This is a genomic window from Onishia taeanensis (assembly GCF_013349955.1).
GTDB classification, from domain to species: Bacteria; Pseudomonadota; Gammaproteobacteria; order Pseudomonadales; family Halomonadaceae; genus Onishia; species Onishia taeanensis_B.
Genome location: NZ_JABVXC010000008.1, coordinates 40,185 through 63,520, shown reverse-complemented (window position 1 = coordinate 63,520; position 23,336 = coordinate 40,185). Strand labels below are relative to the sequence as shown.

The following is a 23,336-nucleotide window of genomic DNA, read 5'->3' as shown; positions in this document are numbered from 1 at the left end:
TTCGCGGCCTGACCTTCGGCGCCGTCAAGTAAAGGAATTCTGATATGGCAACGCTAGAACTCAAACAGATCACCAAGAGCTTCGACGACACCCACGTCATCAAGGGGGTCGATCTCGAGGTCAACGACCGTGAATTCGTGGTCTTCGTCGGTCCTTCCGGCTGTGGCAAGTCGACCCTGATGCGCATGATCGCCGGGCTCGAGAGCGCCACTAGCGGTGACATCCTCATCGATGGCCAACGTATGAACGAAGTGGGCCCGGCCGATCGCGGCCTGGCGATGGTCTTCCAGAGCTACGCGCTCTATCCGCACATGACTGTCGAAGACAACATGGGCTTCAGCATGCGCCTGGCCGGGATCTCGAAGGATAAACGCCGCGAGAAGGTGCTCGAAGCAGCCAAGATCCTGCAGCTCGAGCCGCTGCTGGACCGCAAGCCCAAGGCGCTGTCCGGTGGCCAGCGTCAGCGTGTGGCGATCGGCCGAGCCATCGTGCGCAACCCCAGCATCTTCCTGTTCGATGAGCCGCTCTCCAACCTCGATGCCGCCCTGCGCGTGCAGATGCGCATCGAACTGGCCAGGCTCCACGAGGAGCTCGATGCCACCATGATTTACGTCACCCATGACCAGATCGAGGCCATGACCATGGCCGACAAGATCGTGGTGCTGCAGGGCGGCGAGGTCGAGCAGGTCGGCTCGCCGATGGAGCTCTACCATCACCCCCGCAACCGCTTCGTGGCCGGCTTCATCGGCTCGCCGAAGATGAACTTCATCGCTGTCGAACGGGTGTCCAGTGATGGCGAAGGCGTCACCATCAAGCTGCCGGGGGGCGAGACCCGCCAGGTGCCGATCGATGGGGCGGGCCTTTCCAGCGGCGCCGCCCTCGAGCTGGGCGTGCGCCCGGAACACCTCGTACTCGACGAGCAGGGCCCGATGGAGGGGTGTATCCAGGTGCTCGAGCGCCTCGGCGGTCAGACCTCGCTGTATGTGCAGATGGGCGACAGCCTGTTGACCATCATGGCCGACGGCGACGTGGCCTACCGGGTCAACGACAGCGTGCGCTTCGGCTTTTCGTCGGATCGAGCCCATCTGTTTGACGCCGATGGGCTGTCACTTGCCAAGTTGCATCGTCATCCCTTGGCCGGCCTGCGTCGCCAGGATAATCGCGCGCCTTCCGATGCCGTCGATCAATGAGGAGAAGGTCATGGACAGCCTGATCTTCGACTGCGACGGCGTGCTGGTGGACAGCGAGGCCATCGCCGAGGCCACCCTGATCGAGCTGCTGGCGGCCTGGCTGCCGGATCTTGCCACCGAAGAGGAACTGTCGGCGGCGCTGGGCATGACCACGGCGAATATCCTTGGCCATCTCGAAGCGCGCAGCGCCCATCGTCTGCCGGTAGATGCCACGGCAAGGGTCGATGCCACCATCGAGGCGCGCCTGGCCGATGAGCTCGATGCCATCGATGGTGTCGCCGAAGCCATCAAGGCCGTCGGTTCGCGAGCGCTGCCTCTGGCGGTGGTGTCCAACAGCCGTCGCCAGCGGGTGTTGGCATCCCTTGCGACCACCGGGCTCGATGCCCTTTTGGGCGAGGTGCCGATCTTCACCGCCGACCAGGTGACGCAACCCAAGCCGGACCCGGCGCTCTATCGTCTGGCCGCCGCACAGCTGGGCTATGAGCCTGGCGATTGCCTGGTGGTGGAAGACAGCGTCGCCGGTGTGACGGCGGCCCATGGCGCCGGCATGACGGTGATTGGTTTTACCGGTGCCAGCCATGTGCCGGCTGGGCAGGACACGCGGCTGCGTGACGCCGGGGCCTGGCAAATCCTGCCTCACATGCGCGGTCTCGAGGCGCTGGTTCAGCAGTGGCTCGACTCGCGCCGGCTGGAGGCCGATGCCTAGGCCGGCCTGCCACTCAAGGTCGACCCACTCAACTTCCCACCCTTCAACGCCATGCCGTTCACAGGAGGAATACATGAAGCTCAATGACAAGGTCGCGGTGGTGACCGGCGGCGCACGGGGCATTGGCCTGGCCATCGTCGAGCGCTATCTGTCCGAGGGGGCCAAGGTGGTGGTGGCCGACATCGATCGCGATGCCGTCGACTCGGCGGTGGCCCATTTGCAGCAGTCCAACGTTGAGACCGGCGACCGTGTGCTGGGGATTCGTCTGGACGTCTGTGACCCGGCGTCGGTCGCGGCGCTGATCGAGGAAACCCAGCGTCATCTCGGCGGTATCGACATCCTCGTCAACAACGCCGCGGTGTTCGATATGGCGCCGGTGCTCGAGGTAACCGAAGCAAGCTATGACAAGCAGTTCAACGTCAACGTCAAGGGCGCCTTCTTCACCCTGCAAGCCGTGGCGCGCTCCATGGTCGAGCGGGGGCAGGGCGGCAAGGTCATCAACATGGCCTCTCAGGCCGGTCGCCGGGGTGAGCCGCTGGTCAGCATGTATTGCGCCAGCAAGGCGGCGGTGATCAGCCTGACCCAGTCCTGTGGCCTGGCACTGATCGAGCACGGCATCAACGTCAACGGCATCGCCCCGGGCGTGGTCGATACGCCGATGTGGGAGGAAGTCGATGCGCTGTTCGCCCGTTACGAAGGCCGGCCCCTGGGCGAGAAGAAGCGCCTGGTCGGCGAAGCGGTGCCCTACGGGCGCATGGGCCGGCCAGAGGATCACGCCGGTGCGGCCGTCTTCCTGGCCAGTGACGACAGCAACTATGTGGTGGCCCAGACCCTGAACGTCGATGGCGGCAACTGGATGAGCTGAAAAATGCCTGCGCGGGCGAATCGCTGCGTTGCGCGGTGCTGGCGCGCCAGCCCGGTCGGAGTCCTTCACATATCCCCCATATGCTCGGGCTCCTGCGCGCCTTGCGCCTAGCGCTTCATCCCGATCGGCTATTTTTTGACCATGCGGGAACAACGATGAATCCGAATATTCATGACATGGCCGCACGGCTGCTCGAGGCCTCGATGCATCGCCAGCGTTTCATCGTGGCCCTCGCCGGCCCGCCTGCTGCCGGCAAGTCGTTTCTCTCGGAGTGGCTGTGTCGCGAGATCAACCTGCGACAGCCCGGCATTGCCGCGGTGGTGCCCATGGATGGCTACCACTTCGACAACGCGGTGCTCGAACCCGAAGGGCTGGTGCCGGTGAAAGGTGCGCCGGAAACCTTCGATATCGATGGTCTCCGCCAGGACCTGACCCGCATTCGGCGTGCCGATCGCCGCGTGGCGGTGCCGGTCTTCGACAGGCCGCTGGATCTGGCCCGGGCGGGTGGACGGATCATCACCCTCGAACATCGGCTGATCATCGTCGAGGGCAACTATCTGCTGCTCGACCAGGGAGACTGGTCGGCGCTGCGGCCGCTATATGACCTGACGCTGTTTCTCGATGTCCCGGATGAAGTGCTCGAGGCCCGGCTGATCCAGCGCTGGCTGGGCATGGGGCAGGACCAGGCCGGCGCCCTAGAACGGACCCATAACAAGGACTTGCTCAACGCGCGGCTGATCAAAGCCGCGTCGGTGCCCGCCGATGTCAATTGGGCCGCGACCGTCTGAATGTCAGCACCGCACGAATCACGTCCGCCCGAGGCAGTGCGCTGACCTCGGTACGGTTTTCTATCTTTTGCGCGATCTCTCGCCAGATCGACGCGTCGACAGGAGCAGTGACATGATCCATCTCGATAACGCCCATCTGGAGAGTCTTGGAGCCGATATCGCCACGCCGGACTACGACCGAGGATCCGTCACCGCGGGTATCGTTCATGTTGGCGTTGGGGGCTTTCACCGCGCCCATCAGGCCATGTACCTGGATGCGCTGATGAATCGCGGCGAGGCACTGGACTGGGGCATCGTCGGGGTCGGCGTAATGCCCGGCGATCGCCGCATGAAAGAGGCGCTGGCCGCCCAGGACCATCTCTATACCCTGGTGGTGAAACATCCCGATGGCCGTCGCGAGGCGCGGGTGATCGGCGCCATGCTCGACTATCTGTTCGCCCCGGAGGACCCGGAAGCCGTCGTCGAACGGATGGCCGACCCGGCGATCCGCATCGTCTCGCTGACCGTCACCGAGGGCGGCTACAACTTCCATCCGGTCAGCGGCGAGTTCGATATCGACAACCCTGACGTCCAGCACGATCTGGCACCAGAGGCCGCCCCGAAGACCTCGTTTGGCCTGGTCGTTGAGGCCCTGCGTCGCCGCCGTGAGCGGGGGATTACGCCTTTCACCGTGATGTCCTGCGATAACATTCAGGGCAACGGCGACGTCGCCCGCCAGATGTTCACGGCCTTCGCCCATGCGAGGGACGGCGAGCTCGGTGCCTGGGTCGAGGCCGAGGTGCCTTTTCCCAATTCGATGGTCGATCGCATCACGCCGGTCACCACCCCCGAGGATATCGCCGAGCTGGGCAGCCGGTTCGGCGTCGAGGATGCCTGGCCGGTGGTCTGCGAACCCTTCACCCAGTGGGTACTCGAGGATCGCTTCGTGGCCGGGCGTCCCGCCCTCGAGCATGTCGGCGTACAGGTGGTCGACGACGTCGAACCCTATGAGTTGATGAAGCTGCGCCTGCTCAACGCCAGCCATCAGGCGTTGGCCTACTTCGGTTATCTGGCCGGCTACCGCTATGCCCACGAGGCCAGCGCCGACCCGCTGTTCGAGACCTTCCTGCTCGATTACATGACCCAAGAGGCGACCCCGACCCTGGCGCCGCTGCCGGGCGTCGACCTGGACGACTATCGCCGCACCCTGATCGCCCGTTTCGCCAACCCCGAGGTCAAGGACACCCTGGCGAGGCTCTGCGCCGAGAGTTCGGATCGTATTCCCAAGTGGATGCTGCCGGTGGTCCGCGCCCAGCTCGACCAGGGGGGCGATATCCATCGTTGCGCCGCGGTGGTGGCAAGCTGGGCGCGCTATGCCGAGGGCGTCGATGAGCAGGGCGAGGCGATCACCGTGGTCGACCGCCTTAAGGACGAGCTGATGGCGATCGCGGCCAAAAACCGCGACCATCCCACTGTCTTTATCGAGAACCGTGAGCTGTTCGGTGACCTCGCCGAGAACGCGCGCTTCCGCGAGGCCTATCTCGCCGCGCTCGACAGTCTGCATCGCCTGGGTTCCCGGGCTACGCTGGAAGCGCTGGTCAAGGACTGAACGGGGATGAATGAGGAGTTAGCCATGTATCTCGGCGTGGATTGCGGCACCCAGAGTACCAAGGTGGTGGTGGTCGATATCGACGCCGCCGCCATTCTCGGCGAGGCGAGCCGGCCGCATCGCCTGATCGAGGGGGCCAATGGCCGGCGCGAACAGCATCCTGGCGATTGGCTCGAGGCGTTTCGCGGCGCCTTTCAGGACGCCGTGGCCAAGGCGAATATCGACCCCCGTGCGATTCGCGCCATCGGTATTTCGGGGCAACAGCACGGCATGGTAGCGCTGGATCGCGACGGTGAACCCGTCTATCCGGCCAAGCTGTGGTGTGATACCGAAACCGCCGATCATAATGCCGCACTGGTTGAGCGCCTGGGCGGTGAGGCCGGCTGTCTCGAGCGGCTGGGCCTGGTCCTGCAGACCGGTTACACCGCCTCGAAGCTCGCTTGGCTGCGTGACAGCCATCCCGAGGCCTATCGGCGTATCGACAGCCTGCTGTTGCCTCACGACTATCTCAACTTCTGGTTGACCGGCGAGCAGGTCAGCGAGGCCGGTGATGCCTCCGGCACCGGCTATTTCGATACGCGGCGCCGCGAATGGCGCCTCGATGTCTTCGCCGAGATCGCCCCCGAGCTCGAGGCACGGTCGGTGCTGCCAAGGCTGATCGATGCCCACCAGCCGGCGGGGGTCGTGCGCCCGGCGCTGGCGCGGGAGTTGGGGCTTGCCGAGGGTGTGGTGGTCTCGAGCGGCGGTGGCGACAACATGCTCGGCGCCATCGGCACCGGCAACATCCGCCCGGGCGAAATCACCATGAGCCTTGGCACCTCCGGCACGATCTGTGCGCATTCCAGCGAGCCTGTGCAGGCCGAAAGCGACATGGTCGCCAACTTCTGTTCAAGCGACGGCGGCTGGCTGCCGCTGATCTGCACCATGAACGTCACCTCGGCGACGACGCGGATTCGCGAGCTGTTCGGACTGGAACTCGATGACTTTGGCGAGCACATCGCCTCTGCCCCGATTGGTGCCGAGGGCGTGCTGATGCTGCCGTTCTTCGATGGTGAGCGGGTGCCCGCGCTGCCGCACGCCTCTGCCAGCCTGCTAGGGCTGACTGGCACCAACCTCAAGCGGGCCAACCTGTGTCGGGCGGTGATGGAGGGGGCGACCTTCGGGATGCGCTACGGCCTGGAGCAGCTCGGCTCACTGGCTGCCTACGCACGGCAGATTCGTCTTATCGGTGGTGGGGCGAAGAGCCCGGTGTGGCGCCAGATGGTGGCCGATATCACCGGCATACCGGTGATCAGCCTGCGGGTCACCGATGCCGCGGCGCTGGGGGCGGCGCTGCAGGCGGCCTGGTGTGAACGTCGGGGCGACATCTCGTTGGATGCGCTTTGCGAACGGCTGGTGGTACTCGATGAGGCGACGCGTGCCGAGCCGGCGCCGGCACGCGTCATGGCCTATGAGGCGGTTTACGCCCGCTATCGTCAGGCCCTGGCCGAGCGGCACGCTATCCCGGCCTGAGTGCAATAACCTGGCTTTAGCTGAGTGCTTGAGCCAGCCGCGCGGGCTGCCCCGCGTGTCCTGGCTCAGTCCCGCCAAATGCCGGCGACGATATCATAGCTTTGCAGCCGGTCCTGCTGGGCGAAGACATCCGTATGCAGCATCAGCTCATCGGCGCCGGTGACCTCGATGACCCTTTCGAGCTGTTGTTTGACCGACTCGGGCCCACCGATCACCGCTGCCCCCAGGAATTGCTCGACCTGCGCCCGTTCACGGGCATTCCAGTCCAGCGCCTCGACCGGCGGCAGCGAGCGGGTCGGCCGACCGCGGATCAGATTAAGAAACTTCTGTTGGGCGGTGGTCGCCAGATATTGTGCGTGCAGATCGCTCTCGGCGGCGATCACCGGCAGGCCGACCATCGCGTAGGGGGCGTCCAGCACCGCCGAGGGCTGGAAGTTGTCGCGATAGAGCCTGAGCGCCTCGAGCAATTGGGCGGGCGCGAACTGGGCGGCGAAGGCGAAGGGCAGGCCGAGCTTGGCGGCGAGCCTAGCGCTGTAGTCGCTGGAGCCGAGCAGCCAGGTGGGGACATGGGTGCCCTGGCCGGGAACCGCCTTGACCCGCTGGCCGGGCCGGGCCTCATCGAGATAGCCGCGTAGCTCCTCGAGCCGTTCGGGGAAGTCGTTGACGCCGGCCTGGGGATTGCGACGCATGGCGGCCATGGTCGCGCCGTCGGAGCCCGGCGCGCGGCCCAGGCCCAGGTCGATGCGGTTCGGATAGAGGGTCGCCAGGGTGCCGAACTGCTCGGCGATCACCAGCGGCGGATGGTTGGGCAGCATGATGCCCCCGCTGCCCACGCGAATGCGCTCGGTCTGGCCTGCCACATGGCCGATCAATACCGAGGTGGCGGCGCTGGCGATGCCCTCGATGTTGTGGTGCTCGGCGAGCCAGTAGCGGCTGAATCCCAGCCGCTCCGCTTGCTGGGCGAGGGCGACGGTTTCCTTGAAGGTATCGGCGGCGCTGCCGCCTTGGCGAATCGGTGCCAGGTCGAGCACCGATAGGGCCGTGTTCGAGAGACGAGAATCGGCAAGATGTGACATGGGGACTCCTGACTGGAATCAGACAAAGGGAGGATTGTTAGCATCCTCATGATTGCAGCATGGAGGTCTGGCTCGACAATAACAAGGGGGACGGTCCCCTGCATGATTGATTCGCGATTGCGCACCCTGTCACGGCGGCTTCACTGGCGCCCGGCAGGCTAGGCGATCAGTTCCCAGGCCAGCCAAAAACCGGCCATCGCGGTCAGACCGGCACCCAGCGGGCGAGCATGGCGCTTCCACAGGCCCAGCGCCGCCTCGCCGGTCAGCGCCACTAGCAGCGCCAGGCCAAAGTAGCGCAACCCGCGGCCGATCAGCGCCGCCAGCAAAAATAGCGGCAGTGGGTAGTCGCTGGCGCCAGCCACCAGCATGGCGGTCTGGAAGGGAATGGGAATGACACCGACGGCCAAGATGGCGACGAAGCCGTTGTCCAGGAAGCGCGCCTGAAAGGTCTGGTAGGCCGCCTCGCCGCCAAAGAGTGGCAGCAAGACATCGCCCCACTGGGCCATGGCCAGGTTTCCGAGGCCATAGCCGATCAGGGCAGCGAGCAGATTGCCGGCGAGCGCCACCCCGGCGAGGCGCCAGCGGCGCTGCGGCTCGGCGATCATCCAGGGAATCAGGATCACTTCGATGGGGACCGGCACCAGCAGCGTTTCCAGCACCGAGGCAAGGCCCAGCAGCCACAGGGCATGGCGTGAGGCGCTCAAGTGGGAAAGCCAGAGACGGGCAGAGGTCAGGGAACGGAGCATGGCATCTCGGCAACGGCGTGTCGGGAGACCAGTATACCAGCGACGGCGAGCCGGCTATGATAAAAGGTCGGCAGCCCGGTCTGGGCAGGAGGCGCCGATGACTACCCAAAAGCATCGTCACCAAAAGCTCCGACATGGCGCCACTCGCCGTTCGTCATCATCTGTTTCGCCACGTCGTTGGCGAGCTCGCCTCAATGGCTGGCTGACCGAACCCCGCCTCAACCTGCTGGTGGATATCGCCATGATGGCCGCCTTGTTCATGGTCGGCCTAGCCCTGGCAGCGAAACTGTTCGTGCCGTGAATCTTGCCTTGAAGAGCTGTTAGTCGTCCCGTTTCGAGGACTACACGCTAATAGCGCCATTACCGATAAGGACTGCCTGGCCACCGATGCGCACGCGCTGCTGGCCGTCTGTTCGAGCGTCGGTTTCTGAAAGGATGCGGCTCGCCCGCCCCATCTCAACCCCTTGCTCGACTCGCCACCGACGGACGTTCGGCGCTTGGCCTTCCAGCATATCCGCCAGCATGCCGGTAAGCGCGGCGGCTGCGCTTCCGGTTGCCGGGTCTTCGCGGATGTCGCTTTCCATCGAGAACATGCGTGAGCGTATTCCGCCCTCGTCGTTCATCGCCACATACAGATACAGCTGTTCGACACCGCTTGACGAGACATGCCGCGCCCAGGCTGCTGCCGAGGGTATCGCCTGTTGCAGGGCGTTCAGTGAATCGAGCTCGATCAGGTGGAAAGGTAAGCCACGCGACGCGATGACCGGTTCGTTGACGACTTGCGAAGGCGACAGGCCGAGCAGCTCGGCTGCTTTGGCTCGGTCTAGCGAGCTTTGCCGTCTTTCCGGTGAGCCCGCCGTGGTAAACCAGGCCAGGTCACCGTCGAAGCTGACCTCGAGGTTGCCGACAGCGGCGGAAAGGGTCAGCGGGCGGCCACGCTCGGCCATTGCCGTGGCGGCCAGCAGGTGCGCGGTCCCCACGGTCGGGTGGCCGGCAAAGGGCAGCTCCAGCGTCGGCGTGAAGATGCGGATCGGGAAGTGATTAGGCGCTAACGGCGCTCCGATGAAGACCGTCTCCGACAGGTTCAGCTCGTTGGCGATGGCCTGCATCTGCTGAGAGCGCAGACCCTCAGATGCGGGAAACACCGCCAGTGGATTGCCGGTAAAGGGACGGTCGGTAAAGACATCGAGTAGATGGTAGGGATGGGACATGCTTGAGCTCCTTGGGCCAGTCGCTTGGGTCACTTTTTTGTCGGTCATGGCGGCGGGCTCAGTCCTGCCAGAAGTGCTTGTGGCCTTCCCGTTCGGCCTGGCGACGGGACTTGCCGATATCGTCGAGCTGGTGAGCATCCAGCCCGAGCAGCGCGCGCCGCGAGGCCTGGCGCTGGCGGAGATAGCAAAGCCGCTGGCGCAACCGGTCATACCCTTCGGCGAGCCGCGTCAGCGATAAAAGCGGAAGCCTTTCCAGAAGCCTGGGGCGGTGGGCGAGACGCATGGCAAATCTCCGAAGTCGCTTGTCGATGTTGACCACCACCAGCTTATGATCGGCGCGACTTGCCATACAGATATAGAGGGTTTAAAAGTTAACCATACAGATGCCGAGAGTAAGCCCTCTGTATGGCCCGGGATGGGTCTATCTGTATCGATGGCCTGGGGGTGCGACAAGTCAGCGAGCGCAGATAGTTTGCGTACAGAGCCTGGTGATATGGAGGTAACTGTCATGACCCGCTATGCGCAGCTGGCCGACGAGCTTCGTCGACGCATCGACGGCGGCATCTATCGCGGGGGAGATCGGCTGCCGTCGATCCGCGCCCTGTGTCGCGAATTCGCGGTCAGCATCTCCACGGCGCAAACCGCCTACGCCCGGCTAGAGGATGCCGGGCTGGTCGAGGCAAGGCCCAAATCGGGGTTTTTCGTTCGCTTGCAGCCGGCCCCAACGGACCTGCCGGCGGTGACGCGCCCTGCGCAGCGGCCGCTGGATGTCTCGCGCTGGGACCAGGTCCTGGAACTGGTGGAGCGCCATCCGCCCGACGACGCAGTGCTGCTGTTGGGGCGCGGTATCCCCGATCTCGCCTGCCCGACCTTGAAGCCGCTGCAGCGCCTGTTGGCCGACCGCTACCGGCATGCCAGTGGCCAGGACCTGAACTACGATGCCCTGGCCGGCAGTCTCGCCCTGCGACGGCAGATCGTGCGGCTGATGGCGGGCGCGGGTAGCCTGCTGCACCCCGATGATGTCCTGGTCACCACTGGCTGCCAGGAGGCGCTGTCGATCGCCATTCGGACACTGACCGCACCCGGAGATGTGGTGGCGGTGGATTCGCCGAGCTTCTACGGCACCATGCAGATTCTGCAGGCCAATGGCCTCAAGGCGCTGGAAATTCCCACCGATCCTCGCACCGGCATCAGCCTCGAGGCCCTGGAGCTAGCGCTTGAACAATGGCCGATTCGTGCCATCCAGCTAACCCCGACCTGCAACAACCCGCTCGGCTATACCATGCCCGAGGAGCGCAAGCGGGCCCTGCTGGCGCTGGCGCAACGCTTCGATGTGGCGATCATCGAGGACGATATCTATGGCGACCTGGCCTTCGAAACGCCGCGCCCAAGGACGCTCAAGGCCTTCGACGACGATGGTCGGGTGCTGCTGTGCAGCGGCTTTTCGAAGACCCTGATGCCTGGGCTGCGGGTGGGCTGGATCGCGCCGGGGCGCTATCGCGACCGCGTCCAGCACATGAAGTACGTCTCTACCGGTGCCTCGGCGACCCTGCCGCAACTTGCCATTGCCGACTTCGTTGCCAAGGGGTACTACGAGCGCCACCTGCGTGCGGTGGTGGCTCAATATCGCCGCCAACGGGACCTGATGATTGCTTGGGTGAGGCGCTATTTTCCCGCCGATACCGGCATCAGCTATCCTCAAGGCGGCTTCCTTTTGTGGCTCGAACTGCCTGGCGGGATCGACTCGCTGCGCCTGAACGAGCGTCTAGTGCCGGCCCGGCTGCGTATCGCCCCCGGGGCGCTTTTTTCGGCGTCGGGGAAGTATCGCGATTGCTTGCGCCTCAATTATGCCACGGCCCTGACGCCGACCATCGAGGCGGCTATGCGCCGCGTCGGTGACGAGGTGGCCAAGCTCTATGTCGGTGCCCAAGACAGAGAGCGGGTCTGACCAACCGCACCGGCAGGTGGCGGCCGGTTGCGTGGGGCTTATGCTGGTCGGAACCTTCCTCTACACTCATCTCTCATATACGCATACCGTTTTTCTTTAACGCGGAGTAGTGTGGCCAATGCTGGGTTTCCTGCAGGGGTTTTCCTATGGGCTCTTTCTCACCAGCCTGGTATGGCTGATGCTGGGGGTGATCCGGCCTGAACTCGGTGATCCTGCCACACCGCCGCGGCGCTGGACGGTGGTAGTGCGCTATGCATTCGTCGCGCCGAGCCTTGCGGTGTTTCTGTGGCTGACGTCGCTATGGGGCGGTTTCTCACCAAGCCTGGGTGGCTGGCTTGCCGGCCTCGTAGCGATTGCCGCCGAGGTGCCCATGGAGCGACGCTGGCGCGGCTGGTTGGCCCGTCGTCGCCAGGACCGGGAAGCACAGCAGCGAAGCGCCGAGACCGCCCGACGTCAGGCCAGCGAGCGCCAGGAAACCGGCGTTCAGGCCCTCGACCCCGAGCACCCTCCGGCGGATGCCGACGACCTGGTGCTGTCCCTGTGTCGTGCCAAGCAGGCGCTGCTCGAGGTGGATCGCGGCGATCATGCCCCCCAGGCCGACCGCCTCTACAGCCGCTATCGCCATGTGCTCGGCGTGCTGGGTAGCCGCTTCGAGGTCGGCGAGCTGGCCTATGAGCGCGCCCGTGGCCTGGTCACGCAGGTCTGCTTGGGGGCCATCGATAACCTGACGGCCATGGCCCATCAGGCCAGCGGCGTATCGGGGGTGGATGCCGCCTACGTCAAGCGGCGGCTGACTCGTGACGGCGCCAACCTGACCGTCGAGGAGCGCATCGCGCTCAAGCGGCGCCTAGCGCTGGTCGAAGACACCGAGCGCCAGCTGCGCCAGCTGGCCGCGCGCAATGAGGCGGCTCTGACGGCGCTGGATGACGCCGCCGTGGCGGTGGCCCGGCTGCGGACCGACAAGCCGCAGGCGAGCCTGGCCGCCGAGCAGGCTTGCGCTGAGCTCAAGCGCTTCGTAGAGGGCGCCGAGCGTTATGACCGCAGCCGTTGAACAAGATACGTCAGGCCCAGCGCGACCGCGGCTTCCCCAGTGGGCCGCGGTCACGAACTGGGCTAGGGTGAAGAGCATCCCAACCCGAGGAACGCAACGATGAGCGACGAACCTGAGGTCGGCTTCTCGCGTCTGTCGCTGCCGCCGGTCGAAGTGATCGAAGCCGAGCTTCGCCATCCCCGCACCGGCCAGCACCAAGGTGAAACGGATAAAGAAGCTGAGCGAGCATCTGACAGAAGGCCCGCAGGCACATTCAGTGAAGCGTCTGGCGACGAGTCCAGCGGTGAATTCGATGCTGATGCCGGTGTCGACCCGGAGCTCGCCTCGCTGGCGGCTGATTTCGTGGAAGAGGTGCTCGCCGATGAGGGCGCAGCTAGCCGTCAGCGCCGAGCCGTCGACGAGATGGGCCTCTCGCTGCAGCGGCAGGCGGCCCATTACAGCAGTATGCTCAATGCGCCGCTGCGCCAGCTCGCTGAGCAAGGCGAGGACGGCGGACCGGTGGCGCGGGCGCTGAGCGACCTGCGGGACCGCATGGGCCGCCTCGACCCGCACCAGCACCGGCTGAGCCCTGGCCGCTTCGATCGCCTGCTCGGGGCCCTGCCCGGGGTCGGCAATCGCCTGCAGCGTTACTTTCACAAGTTCGAGACCGCCCAGCAGGCCATCGACGCCATCATCGGCGAGCTCGAGGCGGGCCGCGATCGGCTACAGCGCGATAACCTGACCCTTGGCGATGATCAGGCCAGCCTGCGCCAGATCCATCACCAACTGGCTCGCCAGGTGACGCTCGGGCGGCTGATCGATCAGCGCCTTCAGAATGCCTTGCCCAATGCCAGCGACGATCAACAGCGCCGCTTTATCGAGGAAGAGCTGCTGTTTCCGCTGCGTCAGCGCATTCTCGACCTGCAGCAGCAGTTGGCGGTCAGCCAGCAGGGCGTGCTGGCCCTCGAGGTGATCATCCGCAACAACCGCGAGCTGATGCGCGGCGTCGACCGGGCCATCAATGTCACCGTCTCGGCGCTCAGCGTAGCCGCCACGGTGGCGCTGGCGCTGGCCAATCAGCGGCTGGTGCTGGATCGCATCGAGTCCCTCAATGCCACTACCTCTGAAACCATCGCCGGCACCGCCCGGGCGCTGCGCCAGCAGGGTGTCGACGTCCAGAAGCGGGCCGCCTCGGCGACACTGGACATGGGCTCGCTCGAACAGGCCTTCGGCGATGTGATGGCCGCGCTCGATGATCTTGCCCGCTACCGGCAGGAAGCCTTGCCCGAACTTTCAGCCCAGATCGAACGTCTGGATGGCCTGGCCCGCGACGGCGAGGCGGCCATCGAGCGCCTGGAGCGAGGCGAGCCGGATTTGTTCGCCGCCGACTCAGGCGATGGGGCGCGTGATATGGGCGGTAGCGAGCAAGATCGCCAGCAGCGCTGATGGTTGCCGCCGCAGAATGAGTCGTCAAGAGGAGGTAGAGGAGGGCAGAGCAGGATAGGGTGAGCGGCACAGTAGGTGGAGTCGTGCGCGGAAAACACAGCACCGCCATGAACAGGCCCACCATCTGCTGCGGGGTGGGCTATGCTGCTCTGTGACGGACTGTATGGGTCATGGCCGGCGCCATTGCGGCGCGGCGCCCAGGACGTCCCGGGCCTAGTGCCCAAGAGAGGCGCACGCCATGCTCACCCACAAGCAGATCTTCGTGGTAGGGCTCAACGACTTCAATCGTGCCCGGCTCGAGCAGTTGCCGGGAGCAGAGGGCTGCGAGTTCCACGGCATCATCCCACCAGCGGACGTGTATGACACCGAAGTCTTCGATATAGCCGACATGCTGTCGCGGGCCGGTGACGAGTTGGACGCCTTCGATGGGCCTATCGACGCCATCATTGGCTACATGGATTTTCCGGTATCGACCATGCTGCCGATTCTGTGTCGGCGCTTCGGCACCCGCACCACCAGCCTCGAGAGCCTGCTCAAGTGCGAACACAAGTTCTGGAGTCGGCTGGTGCAACGCCAGGTGATTCCCGATGCCATTCCCGCCTTCACTGCCATTGATCCGTTCGATGATCAGGCACTGGATGTCATCCGCGCGGCAGGGCTCTACTTCCCTTTCTTTCTCAAACCGATCAAGTCCTCCGGGTCACGGCTCGGCTTTCGCATCGACAGCCCCGAAGACTTCGCTCACGCCATCGAGCGGCTACGCGAGGACATCGGCCTGATCGCCACGCCCTTCAATACCGTGCTCGACCACGCTCTGCTGCCCCCGGAGATCGCCGCGGTAGAAGGCCACTTCTGCATGGCCGAGGAGATCATTGGCGGTTGGCAGTGCACCGTAGAGGGCTATGTCTTCGAGGGCGAGGTCGTCAGTTACGGCATCGTCGATTCGTTGCGCTATCCCCAGGTGCTGAGCTTCTTCCATTACCGCTACCCGTCTCTGCTGCCCTCGGATGTACAGGCACAGATGAAGGACCTGACTGAGCGGGTGATGACCCACATCGGCTACGACAATGCCGCCTTCAACATCGAGTATTTCTGGGACGAGGTGCAGAACCGGGTGTGGCTCCTGGAGATCAATACGCGCATCTCACAGTCCCATTGCGATCTGTTCGAGAAAGTCGATGGCATCAGTAACCAGCAGGTGAGTTTGGACCTGGGGCTAGGCCGGCGCCCGGCAATGCCGTATCGCCAGGGGGAATTCCCGATCGCGGCGCTGTTTTTCTATCGCGTCTTCTTCGTCGATGCGCGGGTGACGCAGGTGCCCAGCGAGGAAGAGCTAGCCGCGCTAGAAGCCGAGTTCCCCGGCACCTTGATTACCCTGCAGGTAGCACCCGGCCAGCAGCTCTCGAGCATGCCCGAGCAGGATGCCTACAGCTTTGCGCTGGCCTGTATCTGGATGGGCGGCCAGAACGCCGAAGCGCTGCTGGCGAACTATGAGAGCCTGTCATCACGGCTTAACTTCGCCTTCGATGATGTCGTCGGCTGAGCCGTTGCGACCCACCGGGGCTGGGTCAGTATCCATTTCTCGGCAACGCCTCTTGGGGGCACGCCAGGCCCGAGCCGGGCGCATTCCTCAATGGCGAGCACAGAGAAGGCAGCAACAGCAGTAGCAACAACAGAAATAGCAACAACAAGGTGGCAACAACAAGGTGGCAACAATCTAGGTGGGCAAAATAATAGAAAAATAGAGAGGGGCGTTTATGCACATCGTGACCCAGTACGCGCGGGAGGTCTTCGAAGAGGAGACCTGGATTGGTCTTGCCGATGGCACCCGGCTGGCAGCCCGGATCTGGCGGCCGGTGGATGCCGATAGCGACCCGGTGCCGGCGATTCTCGAGTACTTGCCGTACCGCAAGCGCGATCTCACCGCGGCTCGCGATGTGCAGACGCATCCCTACTGGGCGGGGCATGGCTATGCCGGCGTGCGGGTGGATATTCGCGGCAGCGGCGAGTCTGACGGCGTGCTGACCGACGAGTATCTTCAGCAGGAGTTGGACGACGGCCTCGAGATTCTCGACTGGCTCGAGCGCCAGCCCTGGTGCACCGGCAAGGTTGGCATGGTGGGCATCTCCTGGGGCGGCTTCAACGGCTTGCAGATCGCCGCCCTGCGCCCGCCCCAGCTCAAGGCGGTGATTACGCTATGTTCCACCGATGACCGCTTCGCCGATGACGTTCATCACATGGGCGGCTGTTTGCTCGGTGATAACCTGTCCTGGGCCTCGACCATGTTCGACGGCAATGCCTGCCCGCCGGACCCGGCCCTGGTCGGTGAACGCTGGCGCGAGATGTGGCATCAGCGCCTCGATGGCAGCGGGCTGTGGCTTGCCACCTGGCTTGAGCATCAACGCCGCGATGACTACTGGCGTCACGGCTCGGTGTGCGAGGACTTTTCCGCCATCCAGTGCCCGGTCTATGCCATCAGTGGCTGGGCCGACGGCTACTGCAATGCGGTGTTTCGTCTCTTGGCCGGGCTGACGGTGCCCCGTAAAGGCCTGGTTGGGCCTTGGGCGCACAAGTATCCCCATCTCGGCATTCCCGGGCCTGCGATTGGATTTCTTCAGGACGGCCTGCGTTGGTGGGACCACTGGCTCAAGGGCAAAGATACCGGGATCATGGACGAGCCGATGCTGCGAGTCTGGATGCAGGAGTCGACGCCGCCTTCGGCTCGCTACCAGCAGCGCCCGGGGTGCTGGATCGCCGAGCCCGTTTGGCCGTCGCCGAATATCGTCGAGACGCCCTTCCGGCTAACCTCGGGCCACGATCTCTTGCCTGCAGAAGTACCGGCAGAAGTACCGGCAGAAGTACCGGCAGAAGTACCGGCAGAGGTGCCGGCTGAGCAAGGCCCGGCCTTACAAGAGCGTTCCGCACAGGGGCTAGACCAGGGACAGGGCGTCGACGATACGCCGCTGACGATTCGCTCGCCACTGTCGGTGGGCCTCTATGCTGGCAAGTGGTGCTCCTACAATGCGCCCCCCGATCTGCCCCATGATCAGCGCGATGAGGATGGCGGAGCCTTGATCTTCCAGACCGAGCGGCTCGCGGCGCCGCTTGAGATCTGCGGCCAGCCGGTGGTCGAGCTGGAGATCTCGGCCGACCAGCCGGTGGCCATGCTGGCGCTGCGCCTGATCGATGTGGCCGACGATGACAAGGCCACACGGGTCTCCTACGGGCTGCTCAACCTGACCCACCGGGACAGCAATGAGTCTCCCGAGCCGCTTACCCCTGGGCGGCGCTATCGGGTGCGCGTGTTGCTCAAGCACATCGCCCAGCAGTTTCCAGTCGGGCATGCCATCCGCCTGTCGCTGTCGACCAGCTACTGGCCGCTGGCCTGGCCGTCACCGCAGCCGGTGCGGGTGACCGTCTATCCTGCGGCGAGCCGCCTGCTGCTGCCCATGCGGGTACCACGCCCGGCCGAAGAAGCGGCTCTTCCGGCGTTTGCCGAACCAGAAGGCGCGCCGGCCATTGCCAAGACGTTGATCCAGCCGACCCAGGAGCACTGGCGGGTGATCCGTGACCTGGCCAACGACACGACGACGCTTGAGGTCATCAACGACGAGGGGACCTATCGTCTCGATGATATCGACATGGAAATTTCGGCACGGGTCACCGAGCGCTACCGTTACGCCTATGGCAGTTACGACAGCGTCAGCGGCTGGACGGAATGGGAGCGCAGCTTTCGTCGCGGTGACTGGCAGGTGCGTACCCTGACGCGCACCCTGATGACCAGTGACGCCGACAATTTCCGCTTGCGGGCCACTCTCGATGCCTACGAGGGCGATACGCGCGTCTTTGCCAAGAGTTGGGACGAGACGATACCCCGGGATTTGGTCTAGTCTTTTTGTCGACCTTGCACCTGACGTCGCCCTGGGGTGTCGCCAAAAATAACCTATCGTAACATTTTGCCCATGCAGTTCCGGGGGCAGCTGATCGTCGAGGGGCTCACCCGCATGGCTGGAGCGACTAAGTTGTTGGAATATCGTAGTGGCGTGAACGTCATAGTGGTGCCATCTTGTTCTGACACCATGCAGGGTTGTTGCTCACAAAAGTTAACATTAAGAGCTTGGTGCCCAAGAGTGAGAAGATAATAAACAAGGCAGGATGGACATGAGCGAGATCGATTACGCCGCGCTGCTGGCGCAGTCGACTGACCTGACATGTGCGCTGGGCGCCGAGGGGCAAGTACTCGAGGCAAACGCTGCGTTCATGGCGGCACTCGGCAGTGATGATGGCACCCTGGTGGGGGCTCCATTCGCAGACTTGCTTCATCCAGATGATGCAGTGCAATGCCGTGAGGCGCTGGCGACCCCAGGGGCTTGCTCATTCTTGGCCAGGTTGCAAGCTGGCGCGACGGTCCGCCTTGCCTGGCGCCTGACCCCTTGGGTTGATGGTTGTCGACTGTGCGTTTCACCGTCGGTGCTCGAATCGTCACAGGCCACTAGCGTGCTGCTCGCACAACTGGCGCGCCATGTGCCTGGGGTCATCTATCAATATCGTATCCGTGCTGATGGCAGCTCGCATTTTCCCTATGTCAGCAAGCGCTTCGAAGAACTCTTCGGCTTGCCTCCCTCCATGGTCAAGGATGATGCATCGCCGGTGTTCGCTCGCGCTCATCCCGATGACCTGCCGCATATCATGGACAGCATCGAGCGGGCTTCTCACAGTCAGCAGCCCTGGCACTGCCAGTATCGCTATTACCTGCCTGATGGCCGGCTGCGCTGGCATGAAGGCAACGCCACCCTCACTCATCAAATCGATGGCAGTAGGCTGTATTACGGCTACATCAGTGACATCACCGAACGGCATGTACTGGAACGGGCCCTCGAAGAAGAGCGTCTGCGACTCTCTAATATCCTTGAGGGCACCCACGCCGGGTCCTGGGAATGGAACGTTCAGACTGGCGAGCTGGTGATTAACGCACGGTGGGCGGAGATCGTCGGCTATTCTCTCGCTGAACTAGAGCCGATCAGCTTTGCTAGCTGGGAACGGCTAGTACATCCCGATGATCTGGCCAGAGCGTTCGAGTGCTTGAATGCCCATTTTAATGGCAAGCACGAGTTCTATTCTCTTGAGTTTCGCATGCGGCATCGAGACGGACAGTGGGTGTGGGTGCTGGCACATGGCAAGGTATTTCGCTGGACCTCGGATCGTCGGCCGCTGATGATGGCCGGCATCCACCAGGAGATAGGTGACCGCAAGGATGCCGAGGCCGCTTTGCGGCGACTGGCGACCACGGATTGTCTCACCGGGCTGTGGAACCGGCGTTATTTCATGCAGCAGCTGGAGCAGGCCTTCGAACGCTATCAACGCTATGGCCAGTCCGCCGCAGTGATCCTGCTCGATATCGATCACTTCAAGAAAGTCAATGACATCCACGGTCATGCGGCCGGCGATTGTGTCATCCAATATACTGCCGATGTGTTGACGGATTGGTGTCGCAACCTGGATATTCCGGCACGCATTGGCGGCGAGGAGTTTGCCTTGTTGCTCACCGATACTGGCGAAGATGGCGGGTGCGCCCTCGCCGAACGTATTCGTCACGCCTTGGAGGTTCTGGAAGTGCCCTTTGACGATATCTCGCTGCGCATGACGGCCAGTTTCGGCATTTCTGCCATGGCAAAGGGAGACGTGTCCCACGAACAGTGCATGCGTCGCGCCGATCGGGCGTTATATGCGGCCAAGCACGGTGGCCGCAACCAAGTTAAGGTCGCCAGGGAACCGGCGTCCGGCAAGGAGGACGCATGACCTTGGCCGCCGTGGCCACGCGTCCGATGGCGACGACGGCCTATGCATCCCGGAAGGAGGTATTCGGCTGGGCGATGTTCGACTTCGCCAATCAGGCCTATACGCTTCTGATCATCACGGTGGTGTTTGGCGAGCTATTCACTACCGTTATTGTCGGCGATCATGGCGATGATTATCGCTTTGCCAACCTGCTGTGGAGTGCAGCGCTGGCGCTGAGCTATCTGATGGTAGTGGCCAGCGGGCCTATCTGCGGTGCCGCCATGGACGTCTCGGCGGCCAAGAAGCGCTTCCTTTTCGTCAGCTACCTGGTCACCGTCGTCACCACTGCACTGCTTTACTTTGTGGCGCCGGGGTTTGTATGGCTCGGCGTCGTGTTGATCGTGCTCTCCAATTACGCCTACTCGATGGGCGAATCCTTTATTGCGGCCTTTTTGCCGGAGCTCGGCCCGCCGGAAGCGCTGGGCCGGATTTCCGGCTTTGGCTGGGCGCTGGGCTATGTCGGCGGTCTGTTCGCTGCCGGTTTTACGCTGGTCGTGCTGGGCGAGGCCACTGCCGAGAATTTCGATCGCATCCGTTGGGTCGGGCCCTTCGCTGCCGGCTTCTTTCTGATCACCGCCATTCCAACCTTCCTGTGGCTTCGGGAACGTGGCACGCCCCAGCGCCTGCCACCGGGGCGCGGCTATGCCGGCATCGCCTGGGCGAGGGTCGGTACCACCTTTCATGAACTCAGGCGCTTTCGTGACCTGGGTACCTTCCTGGTCTCGCTGGTGTTCTCGATGGCGGGTGTCTACATCATCATTGCCTTCGCCTTCATCTACGGTGCTCAAGTAATCGGTTGGGACACCACCACGCGCAATCTGATGTTCATCATCGTGCAGATCACTGCCGCCGTCGGGGCTCTGGGATTCGGGGTGGTTCAGGACCGGCTCGGCGCTAAGCGCACCTATCTGCTGACGCTTTGTCTCTGGGTGCTGGCGATTCTCGCCATCTGGGCCACGCCGGAGCTGACCGCCTGGTCAAATACCTATCTGGGCCTTGGCTGGCAGCCTCAGCAGCTGTTCCTGGTGGTGGGCTGTCTGGCAGGGCTCAGCCTGGGGTCGAGTCAGTCGGCAAGCCGCGCCCTGGTAGGGCTCTTGTCACCGTCGCACAAGGCCGCCGAGTTCTTTGGGTTCTGGGGCTTGGCCAACAAGCTGGCCGGGGTAATCGGCATCATTGGCTTGGGCCTGCTGCAGTCGGTAGTGGGACTGAAGGCCTCGATCTTGCTCTGCGCGGCGCTATTCGTGATGGCCATTCTGATATGTCTGGCCGTCGATCAGGCTCGCGGGTGTCGCGCCGCTCAGCAATGGGAGGCCTGCGAGCTTGCGGTTCTTGCTTCGACTAAAGAATCTTGACTGCCGGCCGATACTTCTTAACTCACGCCTTACCTACTCCATCGGATCAGGGCTTCTGGCCCTCAACCGATGCGGTCAGCTGGTGCTGGTGAGTGTCTCGCAAGGAGGCGGTAGAGACTGCACCGGCAATCGAATGATTTTCTGGAGCAAGCCCTTTGTCCGATTCCACCCTAGGCGTCACCACGACCAGCATTGAGCAAGCGCGCCTGCGCGAGCTCGAGGCCCTCAAGCTGTTGGGTACCCAGGCTGAGCAGCGGTTCGACCGCCTAACCCGGTTGATCGCCGACGTACTGGAAGTGCCTATCTGCCTGGTTAGCCTGCTGGATGCCGAACAGGTGTGGGTCAAGTCGGCGTTCGGCATGCCGGCGGGTACCAGCCATCGACGCGACACCTTCCTGTGTCACGTGACGCTCTACCAGGGGCAAGGGCAGCTACTGATGGTGGAGGATGCCACTCAGGAGGTCGAACTGGCTGACAACCCCTTGGTATCCGGGGCTGAGGGCATTCGCTTCTATGCCGGTTTGGCGTTGTTTGGTCCGGGCGGCCTGCCTGTCGGCACCCTGTGCGTGATGGATACCGTGCCACGAACGCTTTGCGAAGCAGGGATACGGCGCCTGCGAGCCTTCGGCCAGCAGGTCGAGCATGAGATCACCATCACCGAGCGGCTTCGCGGGGCCAGCGACGATCTTCTTGATCAGGCATTCTACGACCCTGACTCTTCACTGCCCAAGAAACTGCTGGGTCAGGAACAACTCCAGCGACTGGTCGACGCGGCGCAGGCTGAAGGCCGCAAGGGGGCGCTGGCGGCCGTGCATTTCCTGCACTTCGATGAATTTCACACTACCTACGGCCGCGAGGCCTTGAGCGAGGCGATATGGCTCTTCGCGGAGCGCCTGCGCCGCCTGGCGGGACCGGGTGGCCTAGTGTCACGGCCAGAGAGAGATCGCATGATGGTGGCTCGCGCCGACTTCCTTACGATGGAAGAAGCCGGGCAATGGGCGCAACGGGTGCATGAAGACGTCACCGTTCCGTATTCCGTCGGCGAGGGCCATCGCTCGGCGTTGGTGGCCATCGGCGTCTGCGAGTTCGCAGGCGATGTCGCCAGTGCCCATGAGTTGATACGACGTGCCAACCTCGCCAAGGAGGGATCACTGGGTCCGGGGCTGCGCCGTTACGATACGAGTCTTGAACAGCAGGTGAGGCGACGCGATCAGGTGAGTCGGGCACTGCTCAAGGCTCTGGAGAACAACGATCTGATGTTGCATTATCAGCCGATCCTCAGCGGCCGCAGTGGCCGGGTTGTGGCCTGTGAGGCTTTGGCGCGCTGGCATAGCGAGGAATTTGGTTTTGTCAGTCCCGGTGAGTTCATTCCCCTCACCGAAGAGAGTCCCCAGCTTTGCCGCACCTTTACACGCTGGGTGCTGAGCCAGGCTTGCCGTGCTGCGCTGGAATGGAACCTTGGTATGCCGAGCCCGGTGGCGGTCACCATCAATATCGCCGGCAGCGAGTTCTATCGCCAGGGTTTCGTCGCCGACGTGGAAGAGGCGCTGATGGCAACTGGGCTAGCACGGGACCTGCTGATCATCGAGGTCACCGAGCAGACCCTGATTCAGCAAATCGATGATGCCGTGGGGACTCTCCACCAGCTGCGTTGGCGTGGTATTCGCTGTGCTTTGGATGACTTCGGCACTGGCTATTCGTCGCTGAGCTACCTGCGCCAGATGCCGCTGGACATCCTCAAGATCGACCGCAGTTTCCTCGACAACCTGGCCGTCGACCAGACCGCTCAAGAGGTGACTCGTGGTATCGCCAACATCGGCAAAGTCCTGAAGATGGACGTGGTGGCTGAGGGCATAGAAACCCTGGAGCAGCAGTCGGTGCTGTGTGGTCTTGGCATCGAGCATATGCAGGGCTTCCTATGGCATCGCCCTATGCCGCTGGACGTCCTGCAGCAAGCCCTGAAGGCCGCGATGAGTGATAAAGGTCAGGGGGCGATCCGTTGCCCCGATAGCTCGGTCACGGATGGAAGTCCGTAAAAAC

General features: G+C 63.6%; 19 protein-coding genes. 15 read left to right on the top strand and 4 right to left on the bottom strand.

Translation table 11 applies throughout. The features are described 5' to 3' along the window. The first annotated feature begins 44 nt into the window (after positions 1–44). From HUS66_RS10745 to xylB, 6 genes are all read left to right on the top strand, one after another. Complete coding sequence (locus HUS66_RS10745) at positions 45–1,190, top strand: ABC transporter ATP-binding protein (RefSeq protein ID WP_175070913.1); 1,146 nt, start codon at positions 45–47, stop codon at positions 1,188–1,190. Between the two features lie 10 nt (positions 1,191–1,200). Further along, a complete protein-coding gene (locus HUS66_RS10740; protein ID WP_175070912.1) occupies positions 1,201–1,896 on the top strand; it encodes an HAD family hydrolase in 696 nt (231 codons plus the stop codon). 73 nt (positions 1,897–1,969) lie between these two features. Next, entirely contained in the window at positions 1,970–2,761 is a 792-nt protein-coding gene (locus HUS66_RS10735; protein WP_175070911.1) for an L-iditol 2-dehydrogenase, read from the top strand. 155 nt (positions 2,762–2,916) lie between these two features. Then, positions 2,917–3,549: a nucleoside triphosphate hydrolase gene (locus HUS66_RS10730; protein WP_175070910.1), complete on the top strand. Its 633-nt coding sequence runs from the start codon at positions 2,917–2,919 to the stop codon at positions 3,547–3,549. Between the two features lie 112 nt (positions 3,550–3,661). Beyond that, positions 3,662–5,137 carry a mannitol dehydrogenase family protein gene (locus HUS66_RS10725; RefSeq protein WP_175070909.1) on the top strand — a complete coding sequence of 492 codons (1,476 nt, stop codon included), beginning with the start codon at positions 3,662–3,664 and terminating at the stop codon, positions 5,135–5,137. A gap of 24 nt (positions 5,138–5,161) precedes the next feature. After that, positions 5,162–6,649 (top strand): xylulokinase, encoded by a 1,488-nt coding sequence (xylB, locus tag HUS66_RS10720; protein ID WP_175071002.1) that lies wholly within the window; start codon positions 5,162–5,164, stop codon positions 6,647–6,649. 65 nt (positions 6,650–6,714) lie between these two features. Here xylB and HUS66_RS10715 read toward each other — a convergent pair whose 3' ends face one another. Both HUS66_RS10715 and HUS66_RS10710 read right to left on the bottom strand, forming a co-directional pair. Next, a complete protein-coding gene (locus HUS66_RS10715) occupies positions 6,715–7,725 on the bottom strand; it encodes an LLM class flavin-dependent oxidoreductase (protein ID WP_175070908.1) in 1,011 nt (336 codons plus the stop codon). Between the two features lie 158 nt (positions 7,726–7,883). Beyond that, entirely contained in the window at positions 7,884–8,471 is a 588-nt protein-coding gene (locus HUS66_RS10710) for a YqaA family protein (protein WP_175070907.1), read from the bottom strand. 97 nt (positions 8,472–8,568) lie between these two features. Between HUS66_RS10710 and HUS66_RS10705 the strand changes: the two genes are divergently transcribed. After that, complete coding sequence (locus tag HUS66_RS10705; protein ID WP_175070906.1) at positions 8,569–8,772, top strand: hypothetical protein; 204 nt, start codon at positions 8,569–8,571, stop codon at positions 8,770–8,772. A 40-nt stretch (positions 8,773–8,812) separates the two neighbouring features. Here the strand turns inward: HUS66_RS10705 and HUS66_RS10700 are convergent, their stop codons facing one another. Both HUS66_RS10700 and HUS66_RS10695 read right to left on the bottom strand, forming a co-directional pair. After that, positions 8,813–9,682 (bottom strand): PhzF family phenazine biosynthesis protein, encoded by an 870-nt coding sequence (locus HUS66_RS10700; RefSeq protein WP_175070905.1) that lies wholly within the window; start codon positions 9,680–9,682, stop codon positions 8,813–8,815. 58 nt (positions 9,683–9,740) lie between these two features. After that, a complete protein-coding gene (locus tag HUS66_RS10695) occupies positions 9,741–9,965 on the bottom strand; it encodes a DUF1127 domain-containing protein (protein ID WP_175070904.1) in 225 nt (74 codons plus the stop codon). Between the two features lie 225 nt (positions 9,966–10,190). On the opposite strand from HUS66_RS10695, the gene HUS66_RS10690 reads away from it, so the two are divergent. From HUS66_RS10690 to HUS66_RS10655, 8 genes are all read left to right on the top strand, one after another. Further along, positions 10,191–11,630 carry a PLP-dependent aminotransferase family protein gene (locus HUS66_RS10690; protein ID WP_175070903.1) on the top strand — a complete coding sequence of 480 codons (1,440 nt, stop codon included), beginning with the start codon at positions 10,191–10,193 and terminating at the stop codon, positions 11,628–11,630. Positions 11,631–11,748: 118 nt separating this feature from the next. Beyond that, entirely contained in the window at positions 11,749–12,681 is a 933-nt protein-coding gene (locus tag HUS66_RS10685) for a cobyrinic acid a,c-diamide synthase (protein WP_175070902.1), read from the top strand. Positions 12,682–12,780: 99 nt separating this feature from the next. Continuing rightward, positions 12,781–14,106 (top strand): toxic anion resistance protein, encoded by a 1,326-nt coding sequence (locus tag HUS66_RS10680; protein ID WP_175070901.1) that lies wholly within the window; start codon positions 12,781–12,783, stop codon positions 14,104–14,106. A gap of 238 nt (positions 14,107–14,344) precedes the next feature. Next, complete coding sequence (locus HUS66_RS10675; RefSeq protein WP_175070900.1) at positions 14,345–15,649, top strand: ATP-grasp domain-containing protein; 1,305 nt, start codon at positions 14,345–14,347, stop codon at positions 15,647–15,649. Positions 15,650–15,863: 214 nt separating this feature from the next. Continuing rightward, positions 15,864–17,996: a CocE/NonD family hydrolase gene (locus tag HUS66_RS10670; protein WP_175070899.1), complete on the top strand. Its 2,133-nt coding sequence runs from the start codon at positions 15,864–15,866 to the stop codon at positions 17,994–17,996. A 271-nt stretch (positions 17,997–18,267) separates the two neighbouring features. Then, a complete protein-coding gene (locus HUS66_RS10665; RefSeq protein ID WP_175070898.1) occupies positions 18,268–19,905 on the top strand; it encodes a sensor domain-containing diguanylate cyclase in 1,638 nt (545 codons plus the stop codon). After that, the gene (locus HUS66_RS10660; RefSeq protein WP_254628793.1) at positions 19,902–21,296 is read left to right on the top strand and encodes an MFS transporter; all 1,395 of its coding nucleotides are present in this window, start codon (positions 19,902–19,904) and stop codon (positions 21,294–21,296) included. The genes HUS66_RS10665 and HUS66_RS10660 overlap by 4 nt, the downstream gene beginning before the upstream one ends. 155 nt (positions 21,297–21,451) lie before the next feature. Next, positions 21,452–23,332 carry a putative bifunctional diguanylate cyclase/phosphodiesterase gene (locus HUS66_RS10655; protein ID WP_175070897.1) on the top strand — a complete coding sequence of 627 codons (1,881 nt, stop codon included), beginning with the start codon at positions 21,452–21,454 and terminating at the stop codon, positions 23,330–23,332. Positions 23,333–23,336 lie beyond the last annotated feature (4 nt).

Coding starts and splice junctions, on each gene's coding strand:
- HUS66_RS10725 (WP_175070909.1), top strand. CDS start 3,662: ATGATCCATCTCGATAACGCCCATCTGGAGAGTCTTGGAGCCGATATC.
- HUS66_RS10685 (WP_175070902.1), top strand. CDS start 11,749: ATGCTGGGTTTCCTGCAGGGGTTTTCCTATGGGCTCTTTCTCACCAGC.
- HUS66_RS10715 (WP_175070908.1), bottom strand. CDS start 7,725: ATGTCACATCTTGCCGATTCTCGTCTCTCGAACACGGCCCTATCGGTG.
- HUS66_RS10710 (WP_175070907.1), bottom strand. CDS start 8,471: ATGCTCCGTTCCCTGACCTCTGCCCGTCTCTGGCTTTCCCACTTGAGC.
- xylB (WP_175071002.1), top strand. CDS start 5,162: ATGTATCTCGGCGTGGATTGCGGCACCCAGAGTACCAAGGTGGTGGTG.
- HUS66_RS10665 (WP_175070898.1), top strand. CDS start 18,268: ATGAGCGAGATCGATTACGCCGCGCTGCTGGCGCAGTCGACTGACCTG.
- HUS66_RS10700 (WP_175070905.1), bottom strand. CDS start 9,682: ATGTCCCATCCCTACCATCTACTCGATGTCTTTACCGACCGTCCCTTT.
- HUS66_RS10735 (WP_175070911.1), top strand. CDS start 1,970: ATGAAGCTCAATGACAAGGTCGCGGTGGTGACCGGCGGCGCACGGGGC.
- HUS66_RS10670 (WP_175070899.1), top strand. CDS start 15,864: ATGCACATCGTGACCCAGTACGCGCGGGAGGTCTTCGAAGAGGAGACC.
- HUS66_RS10740 (WP_175070912.1), top strand. CDS start 1,201: ATGGACAGCCTGATCTTCGACTGCGACGGCGTGCTGGTGGACAGCGAG.
- HUS66_RS10690 (WP_175070903.1), top strand. CDS start 10,191: ATGACCCGCTATGCGCAGCTGGCCGACGAGCTTCGTCGACGCATCGAC.
- HUS66_RS10680 (WP_175070901.1), top strand. CDS start 12,781: ATGAGCGACGAACCTGAGGTCGGCTTCTCGCGTCTGTCGCTGCCGCCG.
- HUS66_RS10745 (WP_175070913.1), top strand. CDS start 45: ATGGCAACGCTAGAACTCAAACAGATCACCAAGAGCTTCGACGACACC.
- HUS66_RS10730 (WP_175070910.1), top strand. CDS start 2,917: ATGAATCCGAATATTCATGACATGGCCGCACGGCTGCTCGAGGCCTCG.
- HUS66_RS10695 (WP_175070904.1), bottom strand. CDS start 9,965: ATGCGTCTCGCCCACCGCCCCAGGCTTCTGGAAAGGCTTCCGCTTTTA.
- HUS66_RS10705 (WP_175070906.1), top strand. CDS start 8,569: ATGACTACCCAAAAGCATCGTCACCAAAAGCTCCGACATGGCGCCACT.
- HUS66_RS10675 (WP_175070900.1), top strand. CDS start 14,345: ATGCTCACCCACAAGCAGATCTTCGTGGTAGGGCTCAACGACTTCAAT.
- HUS66_RS10660 (WP_254628793.1), top strand. CDS start 19,902: ATGACCTTGGCCGCCGTGGCCACGCGTCCGATGGCGACGACGGCCTAT.